At 62.8% G+C, this 17,860-nt stretch carries 6 protein-coding genes; 1 reads left to right on the plus strand and 5 read right to left on the minus strand.

Features of this window, described 5'->3' with window-relative positions:
* Window positions 1–84: 84 nt before the first annotated feature.
* Both ACF6ZU_RS04005 and ACF6ZU_RS04010 read right to left on the minus strand, forming a co-directional pair.
* Complete coding sequence (locus ACF6ZU_RS04005) at window positions 85–897, minus strand: alpha/beta fold hydrolase (RefSeq protein WP_392890628.1); 813 nt, start codon at window positions 895–897, stop codon at window positions 85–87.
* A gap of 180 nt (window positions 898–1,077) precedes the next feature.
* The gene (locus ACF6ZU_RS04010; RefSeq protein WP_392890629.1) at window positions 1,078–14,076 is read right to left on the minus strand and encodes a non-ribosomal peptide synthetase; all 12,999 of its coding nucleotides are present in this window, start codon (window positions 14,074–14,076) and stop codon (window positions 1,078–1,080) included.
* 404 nt (window positions 14,077–14,480) lie between these two features.
* On the opposite strand from ACF6ZU_RS04010, the gene ACF6ZU_RS04015 reads away from it, so the two are divergent.
* Entirely contained in the window at window positions 14,481–15,029 is a 549-nt protein-coding gene (locus tag ACF6ZU_RS04015; protein ID WP_017339972.1) for an RNA polymerase factor sigma-70, read from the plus strand.
* A 127-nt stretch (window positions 15,030–15,156) separates the two neighbouring features.
* On the opposite strand, the gene ACF6ZU_RS04020 is transcribed toward ACF6ZU_RS04015, so the two are convergent.
* The 3 genes from ACF6ZU_RS04020 to ACF6ZU_RS04030 all read right to left on the minus strand — a co-directional run bounded on the left by ACF6ZU_RS04020 (window position 15,157) and on the right by ACF6ZU_RS04030 (window position 17,776).
* Window positions 15,157–16,161, minus strand: a complete 1,005-nt coding sequence (locus tag ACF6ZU_RS04020) for a GNAT family N-acetyltransferase (protein ID WP_392890630.1) — start codon at window positions 16,159–16,161, stop codon at window positions 15,157–15,159.
* A gap of 101 nt (window positions 16,162–16,262) precedes the next feature.
* Window positions 16,263–17,057 carry a substrate-binding periplasmic protein gene (locus ACF6ZU_RS04025; RefSeq protein WP_392890631.1) on the minus strand — a complete coding sequence of 265 codons (795 nt, stop codon included), beginning with the start codon at window positions 17,055–17,057 and terminating at the stop codon, window positions 16,263–16,265.
* A 92-nt stretch (window positions 17,058–17,149) separates the two neighbouring features.
* A complete protein-coding gene (locus ACF6ZU_RS04030; RefSeq protein WP_392890632.1) occupies window positions 17,150–17,776 on the minus strand; it encodes a TetR/AcrR family transcriptional regulator in 627 nt (208 codons plus the stop codon).
* Window positions 17,777–17,860: the final 84 nt, after the last annotated feature.

Consider the following 17,860-nt stretch of genomic DNA (forward strand, 5'->3'; position numbering starts at 1 on the left):
CTTTCGCGAGCAGGCTCGCTCCCACAGGAGGAATGCATTCCATTGTGGGAGCGAGCCTGCTCGCGATGAGGCCAGTGAGGCCGACTAATTTCTCTCTGCCAAAAACGCCAACAACACCTCGGTCACGAACGCCGGATTCTCCAGGTTGGAGATATGCCCCGCCTCCGGCACCAGCACATGCTGGCAACCGATCAACCCGGCCATTTCTTTCGCTTCCGCCGGTGGCCGGGGAATGTCCTGATCGCCGCAGACCACCAGTGTGGTGCCAGCATCCAGCTCACTCAGACGCGGCAACAGATCATCCCGTCCAAAAGTGATCCGGCCCATTGGCGCGATGCTTTCACGCAAACGATCCGCGGGCAGCGCCGCCAGTGAGGCACGGAACCCCTGATAAAGCGCCGACTCCCGATCGATACCGGGACGGAAGAAGATCGGCACCACTATATCCAGCAACTGCGGCGTGATCTCGCCAGCGTCTTCGATCTGCTTGAGCAACGAAAAATAATAGTCGCGGGTCGGTTCCGGCTCGCTGCCGAGGTAGGTGTCCATCAACACCAGGCCGTTGATTCGTTGCGGTGCCGACAAGGCCAGCCGCACGCCCCACATGCCGCCGACCGACAGCCCCGCCAGCGTGACCCGATCGATGTCCAGATGATCCAGCAGCGCCAACTGCTGTCGCGCGATGTCATCCAGTTTCGTGGTGCCGTCGGGCAGCGGCCCGGATTGACCGTGCCCCCACAGGTCCGGGGCGATCACCCGGTAATGGCGTGACAGGGCAAGAATCTGCGGTACCCATTGGGCATGGTCCCACAGGTAGCTGCCGGCCAGCAGGACAGCCGGGCCGGTGCCTTGGTCGATGTAGTGAAGTGCTTGTCCGTCAATCGTAACGAAGGGCATTGGGCTGTTTCCTTTGCCGAAAGAGAGGAAGGAGACTGGTCCGGTCCCGCTCGGCAGTCAACGCTGAAATTGTGACGACAGTTATGTCGCCATCGCGAGCAGGCTCACTCCTACAGGTGGAATACATTCCAATGTGGGAGTGAGCCTGCTCGCGATGGGGCCGCAACAGACGCTAGAGAATCAAAGCCCCTCCAACTCCGCCATCAGATCATTCAACCGATCCACCTTCTCCTCGGTGATGTCACTCGCGGCCAACCCATCGATGTACTCCGCCAGTTCCTCCACCGTGCTGCACTCGAACATCGCCCGCAGCGGCACATCCCGTTGCAAGGCTTTCTGCACCCGCGAAGCGATCTGGGTCGCCAGCAACGAATGCCCGCCCAACTCGAAGAAGTTGTCGCGAATGCCAACCTTCTCGACCTTCAGCACCTCGGCCCAGATGTCCGCCAGCGTCTGCTCCAGCTCGTTGCGCGGCGCCTGGTAATCCTGGCTCTGCAACTGACCGATTTCCAGCGCCGGCAGTGCCTTGCGATCCAGTTTGCCGTTGGCATTGAGCGGCATGCGATCGAGCCACAACCAGTGCAACGGCACCATGTATTCCGGCAATTCGGCGCGCAAACGCTGCTTGATGCGCTCCAGGCGTTCAGCCGGATTGAGCGACGAGTCCGCCGCGACCAGATAACCCACCAGATGCTTGCCGTTCACCCCTTCCTGCACACCGACCGCCGCTTCGCGCACTTCCGGTTGCTCATGCAGACGCGCTTCGATTTCACCCAGTTCGATGCGATAGCCGCGAATCTTCACCTGATGGTCGATGCGCCCGACGTACTCCAGCACGCCGTCACTGCGACGCCGGGCCAGGTCGCCCGTGCGATACAGACGATCCCCCGGCTGGCCAAACGGATTCGGCACAAACACCTGCGCCGTGCGCAGCGGATCGCTGACATAGCCGCGCCCGACCCCGGTGCCGGCCACGCACAACTCGCCCACCGCACCCAGCGGCACCAGGTCCAGCGCGCCGTCGAGCAGGTACAAACGGTTGTTGTCGGTCGGCGTGCCAATCGGCAAGTAACTGCCGCGAGTCGAGGCCATGTCGACCCGGAAGAACGCCACGTCGTCCGAGCATTCCGCCGGCCCGTAGGCATTGACCAACCCGATGTCCGGGTAGCGCAGCAACCATTGATGCGCGAGTTCCGGCGGCATCGCCTCACCCGTCGGCAGCATCCAGCGCAAGCCGTCGAGGCTCATGCGTTCCTGGGCGAGCATGCCCTGGATCAGCGAAGGCACACTCTCCAGCACCGTGATGCCCTGGGCCGAAACGTGCGCCAGCAAGCCTTGCGGATCATGGGCGATGGTGTTCGGCACGATGTCCACCCGCGCGCCGAACAACGGCGCAGCAAGGAACTGCCAGACCGAAATGTCGAAACTTTGCGAAGCGGTCTGGGCGATCACGTCGGCATCGCTCAACTTCAGATACGGCACCTTGCTCAACTGGTTGTTGAGCATCCCGCGCTGCTCGACCATCACGCCCTTCGGCAGACCGGTGGAGCCCGAGGTGTAGATCACGTAGGCGAGGTTATCCGGACCGCTGTAAATGCCCGGATCAGTTACGCATATATCGCTCGCCTGCACCTCCTCCCACACCAGCAACCGAGGCCGACTGGCACACCCGAATTCTTCCAGCAACGCCACCGCCTGTTCACGGCAGGCCTGGGTGCAGACCAGCAACGGCGTGCGGCTCAGGTCAATGATCCGGCTCAGGCGCTGGCTCGGCAGTCCCGGATCCAGCGGCAGATACCCCGCGCCCGCCTTGAAGCTGCCGATGATCATCCCGAGCAGATCGAGGCTTCGTTCCGCCAGCAACGCCACCGGTTGATCCAGCCCGACGCCGGCCGCGATCAGCGCATGGCCAAGGCGGTTACCGCGCTGGTTCAGTTCGACGTAGCTGTGTTGCTGATCGAGGCAACTGGCGGCGATCCGTTGCGGGTGCTGCGCCACCTGGGCTTCGAACAGCGCCACGTAGCTCTGTTCCAGTGGGTAAGCGTGTTCGCTCTGGTTGCAGCCGTGAATCAGGAAATCCTGTTCCTCGACACCCAGCAGCGGCAGGTCCGCCATGTCGCCATGGAAGCCCTCGACCAACGCCAGCAGCAAGCGCTTGAACTCGCCGAGCATGCGCTCGACCGTCGATTCATCGAAGTAACGCTGGTCGTAAGACAGGTGCAGGCCCAGGTCATCGCCCGGATAACACACCGCCGTCAACGGGAAGTTGGTGTGGGTTCGGCCCGAATCCGAGGTCGCGTTGAGACTCTGTGCGCGGTCCAGCACCGAGACTTCCACCGGGGCGTTTTCAAACACGAACAGGCTGTCGAACAACGGCTGGCCCTTCGGCAATTCGCTGTGTTCCTGGATGCTCACCAGCGGCAGGTATTCGTACTCGCGCAGTTGCATGTTGCTGTCGAGCAAGCCGCTGAGCCACTGGCGCACGCTGCAACGTTGATCGTCCTCGGGCATTTTCACCCGCAGCGCGATGCTGTTGATGAACAGCCCGACGGTGCGTTGCATCTCCGGCATGTCCACCGGACGCCCGGCTACGGTGACGCCGAACAGCACGTCGCGATCACCGCTCAAACGCCGCAGCACCAGGGCCCACGCCGCTTGGGCGAAGGTGTTGATGGTCAGTTGATGGGCTTGGGCCAGTTCGCGCAGTTGCGCACCGTCGCGGGCATCGAGCCGGGTGTAACGGTCGCCGACGATCATGCCGCCGCTGTCGCCGGCATGTTCGCGCAGGAATGGCCGGTCGCTCGGAATTGGCGTGGTGCGCTCAAAGCCTTGCAGATTGGTTTTCCACCACTGCCGCGCTTCGGCCAGGCTCTGGCGTTGCAGCCAGCCGATGTAGTCGCGGTAGCGTGGCGGCACCGTCAGTTGCGCTTCGCGGCCTTCACCCAGCGCGGTGTAAATCTCGAAGAAGTCGTTCATCAGCAACGAGCGGCACCAGGCATCGATCAGGATGTGGTGGTTGCTCATCATGAACCAGTAGCGCGCCTCGCCCACGCGGATCAAGCGCAGGTGGAACGGCGCCTGGTTGAGCAGATCGAACCCGGCTTCGCGCTCGCTTTTCAGCAGCGCCTGCAGCTTCGGTTCCTGCTCGGCCTCGGCGATCGCGGTCCAGTCGAGGTACTCGATCGGCGTGCTGCCCGGCTTGTGGATAACTTGCAGCATGTCTTCGCCAACGTTCCAGCAGAACGAGGCGCGCAAGGCTTCGTGACGGGCGATCACCGCTTGCCAGGCTTCGGCAAAACGTTGCGGATCGAGCGCGCTGTTGATGCGGTAGCGGTCCTGCATGTAGTAGAGGCCGGTGCCCGGTTCCAGCAAGGTGTGCAGCAGCATGCCTTCCTGCATCGGCGTCAGCGGGTACACGTCTTCGATGGCGGCGGCCGGGATCGGCAGCGCATCGAGTTGCACCTGAGTCAGCTTCGCCAGCGGGAAGTCCGACGGTGTCAGGCCACCCGCCTCATCACGCAAGCAATGCTCGATCAGGCTGTGCAATTCGCCCAGGTAGGCGTCTGCCAGTTCGTTGATGGTTTGTGCGTCATAGCGTTCGGCACTGAAGGTCCAGCGCAGCACCAGTTCGCCGCCGTAGACCTGACTGTCAACGCTCAGCTCGTTGGGCAGCGGCGCCCGTGGATCGTGGGCGGCACCGATCGGCTCATCCAGCGGACGGAACAACGCGTCCGCGCCGAAGCTCTGGTCGAACTGGCCAAGGTAGTTGAAGGTGATCGGCGCCACCGGCAACGCGGCCATGGCCTCACGGCACGGGTCGTCGGCGAGGTAACGCAGCACGCCATAACCCAGGCCTTTGTGCGGCACGCTGCGCAGTTGTTCCTTGATCGCTTTGATTGAGGCGCCCTGCCCCGCGGCTTCTTCAACATTCAGCGGGGTCAGGCGCAGCGGGTAGGCGCTGGTGAACCAGCCGACGGTGCGGGTCAGGTCGATCTCGTCGAACAGTGTCTCGCGGCCGTGACCTTCGAGTTGAATCAACGCCGATTCGTCACCGCTCCAGCGACACAGCACCCGGGCCAATGCCGTCAGCAACAGGTCGTTGACCTGGGTGCGGTAGGCGCTCGGTGCCTGTTGCAACAACCGGCGGGTGACCTCGCTGTCGAGGCGCACGCTGACGGTTTGCGCATGACGATTCTGTCGCGCACCCTCAGGGTGCTCGCACGGCAACCCGGCGTTCGGCCCGGCCAGTTGCGACTGCCACCAGCCCAGCTCTTCGCGCAGGGATTCGCTGCTGGCATAGGCCTGCAAGCGTGCGGCCCAGTCCTTGAAGGCGCTGGTTTTCGCCGGCAACCTGACCGACTGCCCGACCTCCAGTTGGCGATACACCGTTTGCAGATCGTCCAGCAATACGCGCCAGGAAACACCGTCCACCACCAGATGGTGGATCGCGAAGAACAGCCGTTGCTGCCCTTGCGGCCCGTCGACCAGCAGCGTGCGCATCAACGGCCCTTGCTCCAGGTCAAGGCTGCGCTGGGCATCGGCGAACAACGCCGCGCATTTGTCCATCGAGGTCACACGCACTTGCCACAGCACCGGTGCGTCGGACACTTTCTGGTGCGCCGCCGTCCATGCGCCGCCGGCCTCGGTAAAGCGCAGGCGCAAGGCATCGTGCTGCTCAATCACCGCCAGCAGCGCCTGCTCCAGGCGATGGGGTTCCAGGACCACGGTCGGCTCCAGCAGCAGCGCCTGATTCCAGTGCTGACGCTCGGGCATCTCGGTGTCGAAGAACCAGTGCTGGATCGGGGTCAAACGCGATTCGCCGGTGAGCAAGCCCTGCTCGGCCGTGACCTTCTCGGTGCGGCTGGCCACCGCGGCGAGGGTCTGCACCGTCTGGTGCTGGAACAGGTCACGCGGGCTGAAGTGAATGCCCTGTTGCCGTGCGCGGCTGACCACCTGGATCGACAGGATCGAGTCGCCGCCCAGTTCGAAGAAGTTGTCGTTGAGGCCGACCTGCGCGACGTTCAGCACTTCACACCAGATCTGCGCCAGCGTCAGCTCCAGCGCGTTGCTTGGCGCCACGTAGTGTTGACGGTTGAGCTCCGGGTCCGGCGCCGGCAAGGCGCGGCGGTCGAGTTTGCCGTTGGCGGTCAGCGGCATGCTCGCCAGGAGGATCAGGTGCGTCGGCACCATGTATTCCGGCAGCTGCGATTTCAGGTGCGACTTGAGGGCGTCGCGCAGTTCGGTTTGTTGCGCTTCATCCTGCTCCGCAACCTCGGTGACCAGATAGCCGACCAGTTGTTTGCCGCTCGGGGCGTCGAGGGCCAGGACTACCGCTTCACGGATCGAGTCATGGTCCAGCAGACGGGTTTCGATCTCGCCCAGTTCGATACGGAAACCGCGGATTTTCACTTGATGGTCGATGCGCCCGAGGTACTCCACCAGCCCATCGGCGCGCTGGCGCACCAGGTCGCCGGTGCGGTAAATCCGCCCGCCACCGACGGCAAACGGGTTGGCCACGAAGCGCTCCGCGGTAATGCCCGGACGCTCGTGATAACCCTGGGCCAGGCCCGCACCGCCGACGTACAACTCGCCGGTCGCGCCTTGCGGCACCAGTGCCAGGTCGGCGTCGAGAATGTAGGCCACCCGCGCGCCGATCACGCTGCCGATCGGCACGCTGCCCAAGCCTTCTTCGAGCTGCTCCGGTGCCAGACTGGCCAGCGGCATGACCACGGTTTCGGTCGGGCCGTAGGCGTTGAAGAACAGGCTCGGTTTGAACGCTGCGCGAATCCGCGCCAGGTGTTCGCCAGTCAAGGCTTCACCGCCGGTGATGCACATGCGCACGGGCAGGGTTTCGTCCTGCGTCGCCAGCCACTGTGCGAGTTGGCTGCCGTAGCTCGGGGTGAAACCGAGGATGTTGATGTGGTGGCGGCGGATCAGCCCGCAGATTTCTTCCGCGTCCCACTGCCCTTGCGCACGCAACACAACCTGCGCCCCGCTCAACAACGGCACCAGCAAACGCTCGGTCGCGGCATCGAAGTTGATCGAGTAGAAGTGCAGTTCGCAATCGTCCGGACGCATGCCGAAACGCTCGATCACCGCTTGGCAGTGCATGGCGATTTCACCGTGGGACACCACCACGCCTTTCGGCTTGCCGGTGGAACCGGAGGTGTAAATCAGGTACGCCTGATGCTGTGGCAGGCTGATGAACGGCAGCTCGGTGGCCGGATAGTTGGCCAGTTGCGCCGCGTCTTCTTCCTGGCACCAACGGGTGACAGTGGGTGGCAGCTCACCGAGGGCCTTGAACATCGCCGCATCGCTGAGCAGCAGACCGATGCCACTGTCTTCGATCATGTAATGCAGGCGGTCGAGGGGGTATTCCGGATCGAGCGGCACGTAGGCGCCGCCGGCCTTGAGGATCGCCAGCAGACCGATGACCATTTCCAGCGAACGCTCAAGCGCCAGGCCGACACGCACCTGCGGCCCGACACCGCGCTCACGCAGCATCCAGGCCAGGCGATTGGCGCGGCTGTCGAGTTCGGCGTAACTCAGGGTTTCACCGGCAAACGTCAACGCCGGCGCATCTTTGCGCATCAGCGCCTGCTCGCTGAACAGGTGATGGATGCACTGATCCAGGCGATGCTCGCCCGGCTCGACGCCGAGGCTGTCGAGCAGGTTTTGCTGTTCCGTGGCTTCGAGCAATGGCAGTTCGCTGAGGCGTTGTTGCGGGTCGGCCAGCAGCGCTTCCAGCAGGTTGCGCCAGTGCCCGGCCATGCGCGCGATGCGCGGTTCGTCGAACAGGTCGGTGCTGTAAGTCAGGCAGCAACCCAGTCGATGATCGAGGTCGGTGACTTCCAGGTTGAGGTCGAACTTGGTCGCCCGCGCATCGTTGGCCAGGTACTCGACGGTCATGCCGGCGAGCGTGCGGCTCTGCTGGAATTCCCAGCGCTGCACGTTGCACATCACCTGGAACAACGGGTTGTAGGCAGCGCTGCGCGGCGGTTGCAACGCTTCGACCAGATGATCGAACGGCAGGTCCTGATGGGACTGGCCTTCGATCACGGTGTGGCGCACCTGTTCGAACAATTCGCCGACGGACATCTGCCCGTCGAGCTGGCAACGCAGCACTTGGGTGTTGAGGAACGCACCGATCAGCCCTTCGCTTTCCGGACGAATGCGGTTGGCCACCGGCGCGCCGATGCGCAGGTCGGTCTGGCCACTGTAGCGATAAAGCAGCACGGCCAGCGCGGCGGTCATGGTCATGAACAGGGTCAGGCCGTTTTGCGCGTTGAAGGCGCGAACCCGCGCGGCGAGTTCATCGCTGAGGTCGAAACGGAACAGCTCACCCTGGTGGCTTTGCACCGCTGGACGCGGACGATCAGCCGGCAACTCCAACAGCGGGTGTTCGCGACCCAGTTGCGCGGTCCAGTAATCGAGCTGGCGCTGGCGCTCGCCGGACTCCAGCCACTGACGCTGCCAGACGCTGTAATCCAGGTACTGCACCGGCAACGGCGCCAGCGGCGATTCGCGGTCATCGACGAAGGCTTCATAGAGCGCACTGAGTTCCCGGGCGAAGATGTCCATCGCCCAGCCTTCAGTGACGATGTGGTGCAAGGTCAGCACCAGGTAATGTTCCTGCTCGGCGGTCTTGACCAGGCAAGCACGCAGCAACGGCCCGGTTTCCAGATCGAAGGGCTGATGCGCTTCGCTGTCGGCCAGGGCCTGTACCCGCTGCTCGCGCAAATCGGCCTCCAGCGCGGAGAAATCCTTCCAGTCCATGCGCATCCCGGTTGCTGGGTGCACCCGTTGTTGCGCCACGCCGTCGATGCTCGGGAACGTGGTGCGCAGGGTTTCGTGACGCATGATCAGCGCTTGCAACGCGGTCTCGAAGCGTCCGACATCAAGCACGCCGCGCAAGCACGCCATGCCACCAACGTTGTAGGCCGGGCTGTCCGGCTCCATCTGCCAGAGGAACCACATGCGCTGCTGGGAATAGGACAGCGGCACCGGTTGGCTGCGGTCGACTTTCTCGATCGGCGGTTGCTTATTGGTGCTGCCGCTGGCCTGAATCTGTTGCACCTGCCCGGCAAAGGCGCCCAGCTCGCTGTTTTCGAACAGTGCGCGCAGCGGCAATTCAACGTCGCAAGCCTGACGGGTGCGGGAGATGATTTGCGTGGCCAGCAGCGAATGGCCGCCGAGGGCGAAGAAATCGTCGCGCAGACCGATCTGCTTCAGGCCCAGCACTTCACGCCAGATCCCGGCGATCTGCTGTTCAAGTTCGGTCACCGGTTCGACGTGTTCGCGGACTTGCCATTGCGGTTCCGGCAAGGCGCGACGGTCGAGTTTGCCGCTCGGGCTGAGGGGCATTTGTTCCAGGCGCATCAGTTGCGCCGGCACCATGTATTCCGGCAGCTCGGCCGCCAGCGCGGTTTTCAGGCGGGCGGTTTGAGTGTCTTCGGATTCACCGGTTTCGCTGGCGGTGTAGTAACCGATCAACTGTCCGCCGGCGGCGGTTTCGCGCACCAGCACCACGGCTTGCGCAACACCGTTTTGAGCCAGCAGACGTGCTTCGATTTCTTCCGGCTCGACGCGGAAGCCGCGCAGTTTGACCTGCTGATCGAGGCGACCGAGGTATTCGATCACGCCATCGGCGGTCCAGCGCGCGCGGTCGCCGGTGCGATACAGACGTGCGCCCTGCTCGCCCAACGGGTCGACGACAAAGCGTTCCGCGGTCAGCCCCGGACGGCCCAGATAACCTCGGGCCAGGCCGATGCCGCTGATGCACAGTTCACCCGGCACGCCGGCCGGTACAGGGTTGAGATCGCTGTCGAGCACGCGGCAAATGACGTTACCCAACGGCCGGCCAATCGGCGAACGCTCGCCATCCGCTGCGCTGCAATGCCAATGGGTGACGTTGATCGCGGTTTCGGTCGGGCCATAGCGGTTGTGCAGTTGCACCGCAGGCAACTGTTCCAGCACACGGTTGCGCAACTCCGCCGGCAACGCTTCACCGCCAGAGAACACGCGGCGCAGGCGGGTGCATTCGGCGCTCAGCGGTTCGTCGATGAACAACGAAAGCAGCGGCGGCACAAAGTGCAGCGTGGTCACGCCGTACTGTTGAACCAGCTGCGCGATGCGATGCGGATCGCGGTGCTCGCCGGGGCCGGCGATCAGCAGACGGCTGCCGGTGATCAGCGGCCAAAAGCACTCCCACACCGACACGTCGAAACTGATCGGCGCCTTTTGCATCAGCACATCGCTGTCGTTCAGGCGATAAGTGTCCTGCATCCATTGCAGGCGTTCGGCGAGGGCCGCGTGGGTGTTGCCGACGCCCTTCGGCTGCCCGGTGGAGCCGGAGGTGTAAATCACGTAGGCGAGGTTATCGCCGTGCAAATGCAGCCCCGGCGCCTGGCTCGGCCAGCTCTCCAGGTGCAGCGCATCCATGGCGATCACGCTGACGCCGTCGGTGGCGGGCAAGCGGTCGAGCAATTGGGTTTGGGTCAGCAGCAGTTCCACGCCGCTGTCGCCGAGCATGTAGGCCAGGCGCTCGGCGGGGTAATCCGGGTCCAGCGGCACGTAGGCACCGCCGGCCTTGATGATCGCCAACAGGCCGATCAACAGTTGCGGCGAACGCTCGGCGGCGATGGCCACGCAAACATCCGGGCCGACACCTTTATCGCGCAGGTAATGCGCCAGGCGGTTGGCCTGGGTGTGCAGTTCGGCGAAATCGAGGCTGCCGCCCTCCCACATCAGCGCGATGCGTTCCGGGGTCAGGCGCGCCTGTTCGTTCAGCCGTTCCGGCAGCCATTGGCTGGCAGGTGTGCACGGCGCGACGCTCCAGTTTGCTTGCTGATCGTGCTCGCTCGGCGTCAGCAGTTGCAGGTCGCCGATGGCGGTGGCCGGTTGTTCGCAGATGGCCCGCAGCAGGTTGCTGAAATGCTCGGCCAGGCGCTCGATGGTCGTGGCGTCAAACCGTTCGCTGGCGTAGTCGAAGGACAGGCTGAGGCGACCGTTGCGGTCTTCTTCGCTGTGCAATTGCAGGTCGAACTTGGCCTCGCGGCTGTGCCACGGCAGTTCTTCCGCGAGTAACCCCGGCAACCGGCGCAGCGCGCTCAAGTCCCGTTGCTGGTGGTTGAACATGACCTGGAACAAACCTTGTTCGCGAGCCTGCGGGAACGCTTCCAGCAGTTGCTCGAACGGCAGGTCCTGATGGGCTTGCGCGCCCAAGGCTGCCTGGCGGGTTTGCGCCAGCAGTTCAACAAACGGCAACCGCGAGTCCAGCTCGGCGCGCAGCACCTGGGTGTTGATGAAAAAGCCGATCAGCCCTTGGGTTTCCAGGCGCGGACGGTTGGCGTTCGGCACACCGATGCGGATGTCGCGCTGGCCGCTGTAGCGGTGCAGCAGGCTCTGGAACGCCGCGAGCAACAGCATGAATGCCGTGGATTCGTGGGCCTGGGCGGTCTGGCGAATGGCGTCGCTGAGGCACGCGTCCAACTGCACGGTGTGACGCGCGGCGCTGTGCAGGTGTTGCGCCGAACGCGGGTGATCAGTGGCCAGGCTCAACACCGGATGCTCATCGCCCAACTGCGTTTTCCAGTACGCCAGTTGTCGCTCGCCCTCGCCTTGCGCCAGCCACTGACGCTGCCAGCTGCCGTAGTCGGCGTACTGGGTCGGCAACGGTGCGAGTGTCGCCGTTTGCCCTTGGGACGCCGCAGCGTACAGGCGCGAGAACTCGTCGATGAGCACGTTCAGCGACCAGCCATCGGCAATGATGTGGTGCAGCGTGACCAACAGCTGATGGTCCTCATCGTCGAGGCGTACCAGCGTCACCCACAGCAGCGGGCCTTTCTCCAGATCGAACTGGGTGTGCGCTTCGTCGTCGCGGATTTGTTGTGCGCGAGCCTCACGCTCGGCAACCGGCAAATCGCTGATGTCGATCAGTTGAAGGTTGAACGCGCTCGCGCCATCGACCTGTTGCAACGCCACGCCGTCGCGCTCGAAGAAGCGAGTGCGCAAGGATTCGTGACGCTCGATCAGTTGCTGGAAGCTGGTGCGCAAAGCGTCTTCATCCAGCTCGCCACGCAAACGCAAGGCACCGGGAATGTTGTAGGCGCTGCTGTGCGGGTCCAGTTGCCAGGTGATCCACAGACGGTTTTGTGCCAGGGATTGCGGCATCGGTTCGCTGCGTGACAGCGCGTTGATCGCGCCTTGGGCAAGGCCGCCGTCCTGTTGCTGCTGCGCGACCGCAGTGGCAAATGCGCCCAGGGTCGGCGCTTCGAACAACAGGCGCAGGTTCAGCTCCAGGCCCAGCGCTTCACGCAGGCGCGCCACCACTTGGGTGGCGGCGATGGAGTTGCCGCCGAGCAGGAAGAAGTGGTCATCGGCGTTGACCTGCTTCACCTGCAACTGCTCGGACCAGATCTGCCCGATCAGGCTTTGCAGCCCGGAACCCGACTCGGCATTGGCCGCGCCTGCCGGCGCCGTCGACGGGAACAGCGCATAACTGTCGAGGCTGCCGTCCGCCAGGCGATTGCGGCACGCCGAGCGTTGCAGTTTGCCGCTGGAGGTCTTGGGCAATGCGCCCGGATTGAGCAGCACCACCACGCTCGGCGCTTCCTGATACGCCTCGGCCACCGCTTGGCGAATGGCTTTGATCAGCGCGTCGGGCGGCAGGATTTTCTGCACGCTCCGGCTGATTTCCGCGGCGATGCCGATGCCTTCCTGACCGTCGATGTTCACCGCGAACGCGGCGACGCGTCCTTTGCGCACCACTTCCACTTCACGCTCGATGGTTTGCTCAAGGTCTTGCGGGTACAGGTTGTGACCGCGAACGATCAGCATGTCTTTCAGGCGCCCGGTGATGAACAGCTCGCCGTCGCGCAGGAAACCCAGGTCGCCGGTGCGCAGCCAGGTTTTTCCAGCGTGCTGCACGAAGGTCTTGGCGCTGGCCTCGGGGTTGCGCCAGTAGCCGTGGGCGATGCTCGGCCCGCTGGCCCAGACTTCGCCGACCGAGTTGTCGGCCAATTCGTTGAGCGCCGCAGGATCGATAATCAGCACTGCGTGATCCGGCTGGCTGATGCCACAGCTCATGATCGCGCTGCCCTCGCCCGCTTCGGCACGGTTCTGTGCCAACGCTTGGTCTTCCACGCGCAGATGGCCGATGCCTTGGCCTCGCGGCGTACCGGCAACGAACAGGGTGGCTTCCGCCAGGCCGTAGGACGCCATGAAGCTGTCCGGGGTGAAACCGCACGCGGCGAACTTCTCGGCGAAACGCTCCAGGGTGTCGAGACGAATCGGTTCGGAGCCGGAATACGCCACGCGCCAGCCGCTGAGATCGAGGCGCTCCAGCGCCGACTCACTGACGCGCTCGCTGCACAGTCGATAGGCAAAATCCGGCCCGCCGCTGATGGTGCCGCCGTACTCGCTGATCGCTTCCAGCCAGCGCAACGGCCGGCCGAGGAAGTACGCCGGCGACATCAAGACGCACGGCACGCCGCTGAAAATCGGCTGCAACAGACCGCCGATCAAGCCCATGTCGTGGTACAGCGGCAACCAGCTGACGATCACGTCTTCAGGGTTCAGGTCGATGCCGAAACCGTGGCGGATCAACAGCTCGTTGGCGACCAGGTTGCCGTGGCTGACTTGCACGCCTTTCGGCAACGCGGTGGAACCCGAGGTGTATTGCAGGAAGGCAATGTCGTCGTCTTCGAGGTTCGGCTCGCTCCACTGGGCGGCCAGCGCGCCATCAAGCGTGTCGACACACAGCAGCGGTGGCGCGCCTTCGATGTGCTGCAAGGCATCGCGCAGACCAGCGCTGGTCAAGAGCAGGCGCGGTTCGGCGTCGCTGATGATCGACAGCAAGCGCTCCTGATGATGACGCTTGGCCGACTCCGGCGGATAAGCCGGCACCGCGATCACACCGGCATACAGGCAACCAAAAAACGCCGCGACGTAATCCGGGCCACTAGGAAACAGCAGCACCGCGCGATCACCAAAATCGGTTTCGGCCTGCAACGCGCCAGCAATGGTGCGCGCCCGTTGATCGAGCTCGCGATAACTGAGCACCACCGTCTGATCCGGGGTTTCGGCGAGAAAACGCAAGGCCACCCGATCCGGCGTCAGGGCCGCGCGGCGCTGAAGGGCTTGGACCAGTGTGCCAGGGATTTCGAATGCGTCGGTCATGAGGTTTCCTGCCTGAATTCGGCTGTAGGAGCGAGCTTGCTCGCGAAAAAAGGAGGACGCCGCGGGGTGTCAGACTCCCATCGCCATCGTTGGCGACCATCGCGAGCAAGCTCGCTCCTACAGGGGTATGAGGATTGCGCTGTTCCATTCACCAATGAGAACGGATGACGTCTTGAAATAATTAGTCGGCAGGCTGGATCGTCAACGGGGGCGGGCACCGCAGGCAGACGCTGCGAGCAAAGGCATCAGCGTGTCGCAGTTCGCACTCCTGCACCATTGAGAAGCATTAGTTCTCTTTCTCAATTGACAATCATTATCATTCAGAATAATTTGTCGCTCGATGTGTAGGACGGCTCCGAAACCTGTGCAGTCCCACCGACCCCATTTGCAGCAAGGTGATTTCCATGACGGAACAAGTATCCACAAGCAGGTGCGATTCACCGCTACTTCAGGCATTCGTGGACAATCGACTGATCCTGGTCAAGATTGCCGCCCGTATTACCGGCTGCCGGTCACGTGCCGAAGATGTGGTTCAAGATGCGTTCTTCCGCCTGCAATCGGCGCCGCAAATCACGTCCTCGATCAAGGCTCAGCTCAGTTACCTGTTCCAGATCGTGCGCAACCTGGCGATCGATCACTACCGCAAACAGGCGCTGGAGCAGAAGTATTCGGGGCCTGAAGAGGAAGGATTGAACGTGGTGATTCAAGGCGCTTCGCCGGAAACCTCGCACATCAATTTCTCGACCCTGGAAAACATCGCCGACGCGCTGACGGAGCTGCCGAGCCGCACCCGTTACGCCTTCGAGATGTATCGCCTGCACGGCGTGCCGCAGAAAGACATCGCCAAGGAACTCGGCGTTTCGCCGACCCTGGTGAACTTCATGATCCGCGACGCGCTGGTGCATTGCCGCAAAGTGTCGGGCAGCCGCGCGGACACTTTCGCCCGTCGATAAGATCTGAAAACCTTATCGCTCCTTTCGCGAGCAGGCTCGCTCCCACAGTTGGAATGCGCTCCATTGTGGGAGCGAGCCTGCTCGCGAAAGCTGACTCAAGGCCACCACAGACCTTGAGCCCTACCCGTCACGCCAACACACACCGCTCAAAAAACCGCTCCCGCCCCACCACCATCAACGCCGCGCGCTTGTGCGGGAAGTCGAACTCTTTCTCGCAGTAAAACCGCTGCCCCTGCATGTAACCGATCATCTTCGCGTTATCGGCACGCGGCTCGGCGACCAGCCGTTGGGTACGCGGATCATCAAGAAACAGATAATGCGTCAACGCCGATAACCAGCTCGCCACCTTGTGCGGACCGCGATGGTTTTCCTCGCCGACGAGCATGTGAATGCCACGGTCATAATCATCCGCGTCATAGAACGGCGCGATCCGGTCTTCCTTGGCCCAATACGCTTCGAAGTAGGCAAACGGCTGATCGTCGAAACAGCCGATCAGCGTCACGGTGTGGGGATCGGCTTCGAGTTTGCTCAAGTACTCGCGATGCTGTTCGAGACTGCCCTCTTCCTGCCAGAAACTGGCGACCCGCGCACTGTTTTGCCAGCGGTTGAACCGCGCCAGGTCCTGGTCAATGTCCACCGTTCGCAGGGAAATCCACGCGCCCAGCCGGGCATCGAAACGCCGATAGACTTCGCCTCGCGGTTTCACCGGACGCCGTGGATGACGCTTGCCGCCGCTGATCACCTTTTGCTGCGGATAGCCGCTGGTCAGCGATGTGCCCAGCCAGGGTTGGGGCAATTGCCAGAACAGCGTGCGCTCGCAATGGTACTGGCCGGCAATTCCGCTAGGGATCAGCAATCCGCTGAGCAAGGCTTCCGAAGGAACATCTTCCAGAAACCAGGTCAGGCGCTGGCACTCCGGGTTGCGAGCAAACAGCCAGTAACTGGCGGCCCACACGGCGCGGGTGTCGACGCGCACCTCGACCTGCACTTGCCATTCCGGTTCGCGCTTCAGGCGCAGGGAAATCGGCGGCTGCATGTCCAGGCTCAGCGCCAGATGGTTTTCGCTTTCTTCAGCAACAAGGCGACTGCCCGTCGGCAAGGTCAGGACAGTCAGGTCATTCAGATCGGGCATGGGTCGGGCTCACGGTAATCGTCGACAGTTCAACGATGTGACGTGAGCCAGCGCGGAAAATTTAGGCGAAGTCGGCAAACACTCGATTTGAAGCGCGCAACTCAGTTGCCCGGAACCGGCACCACCGCGATCTTGTACGGATCGAAAATTTTCAGCATCTGGCCGTTGTCCCGCAGCCGTTGCAGCAGCTTGCCGAAGGCTTCGCCACTGATGGGTGAGGCCGGGCGCAGAATGGCGTAGTGGTGATAGACCTGATCGACTCGATCGGAGACCAGCAACTGGTCGCCGACTTTCTCGTTACGCAACAGGTAATCGCTCAGGTAGGAGCGCGTCACCAGGGCAATGTCGGCGCGACCGCGCAGCACCATCAGCAGGTTGCTGTCGTGGGAATAGGTCAGCGTGGCGTTGTAGTTTTGCGCAAGGACTTTAGGATCGGCATTGAAGTTGGCGAATTCGTAGTGATAGCCGCTGAACAAGGCCAGGCGCTTGCCGGTAAGGTCGGCGAAATAATCCTGCTGACGATTCGGCAGTCGTTGCGCGACAAAAATCTCGGCGTCTTCCAGGCCCATGTCGACACTGGTGTGGGGGATGTCTTTCCAGCCCCAGTTCGGGTTTTCGAAAATCGCCATGTCCACCCGGCCCTGCTTGAAGTCACCAAAGCGTCGGGGAATGGAAGTCGGTACCAGCACAAACTGATAGTCGCTTTGCGAGGCATTAAGCGCTTCGACCAATTGCGGCAACAGGCCGGTGTCGGCACCGGACTCGGGGCGCACGGTATAAGGCGGGAAATGTGCGGCCCCGATGCGTACCAGTGACGCAGCAGGCGAAGGCAGTACCCACAACGCCGCAAGCGCCGCCAGCAAAAGCCGCGAAGCCGTCCGAATTGGCGAAGACATCAAAACAACCCACTCCCCATAAAAATACGCATCAATCCATTCAAGCTAGGCGGTTTCGGCTACTTAGCCAGTTTCCACCGGGCCTGCGCAATCTATTGTTTCTCTTCCAGCACCAGAATCAACGCCTCATCGGCCAATTGATCGAGATTCATGCTGCCTCCAGCGCGAAACCAGGTGGTCGTCCAGGACAGCGCACCGGTCAGGAAACGTCGGGTAACGAAGACATCGCCACGGATAAACCCGGCGTCCTTGGCTTCGCCCAGCACTTGCAACCAGAGTTCTTCGTAAATGTCGCGCAGCGCCAGGACCTTTGCCTGGCCGTCTTCGGACAGCGAACGCCATTCATACACCAGCACCGCCATGGCCTCGCCGCTGCCGCCCATGATCGACTGCAATTCACAGCGGATCAGCGCCAGCACACGCTCGCGCACGTTGCCGGCCTCGGCCAGTGCGGCGTGCATCAACGCGGTGTTGTAACGAATGGTCTCTTCCATCACCGCCCGCAGGATTTCGTCCTTGCTTTTGAAGTGATGGAAAATGCTGCCCGACTGAATGCCCACGGCGCCCGCCAGGTCGCGGACCGTGGTGCGCTCAAAGCCTTTATTGCGAAACAGGTGAGCCGCCACTTGCAGCAGTTTGCCGCGGGCGCTGTCGGGATCGGTCAACTGGCCGCTGTCGACCAGTTCTCGCATGACCCTCAGGGCTTTTTGCTCGTCCACCCGTTCTCTCCTACAGTCGAGTTCACCGCTGAAAAACAGCGGGGTTGCGCGGGCAATTTAAGCTGGCGAACGCAACCAAGCAAG

Source organism: Pseudomonas migulae (assembly GCF_043225285.1).
In the GTDB taxonomy this organism is placed as follows: domain Bacteria; phylum Pseudomonadota; class Gammaproteobacteria; order Pseudomonadales; family Pseudomonadaceae; genus Aquipseudomonas; species Aquipseudomonas migulae_C.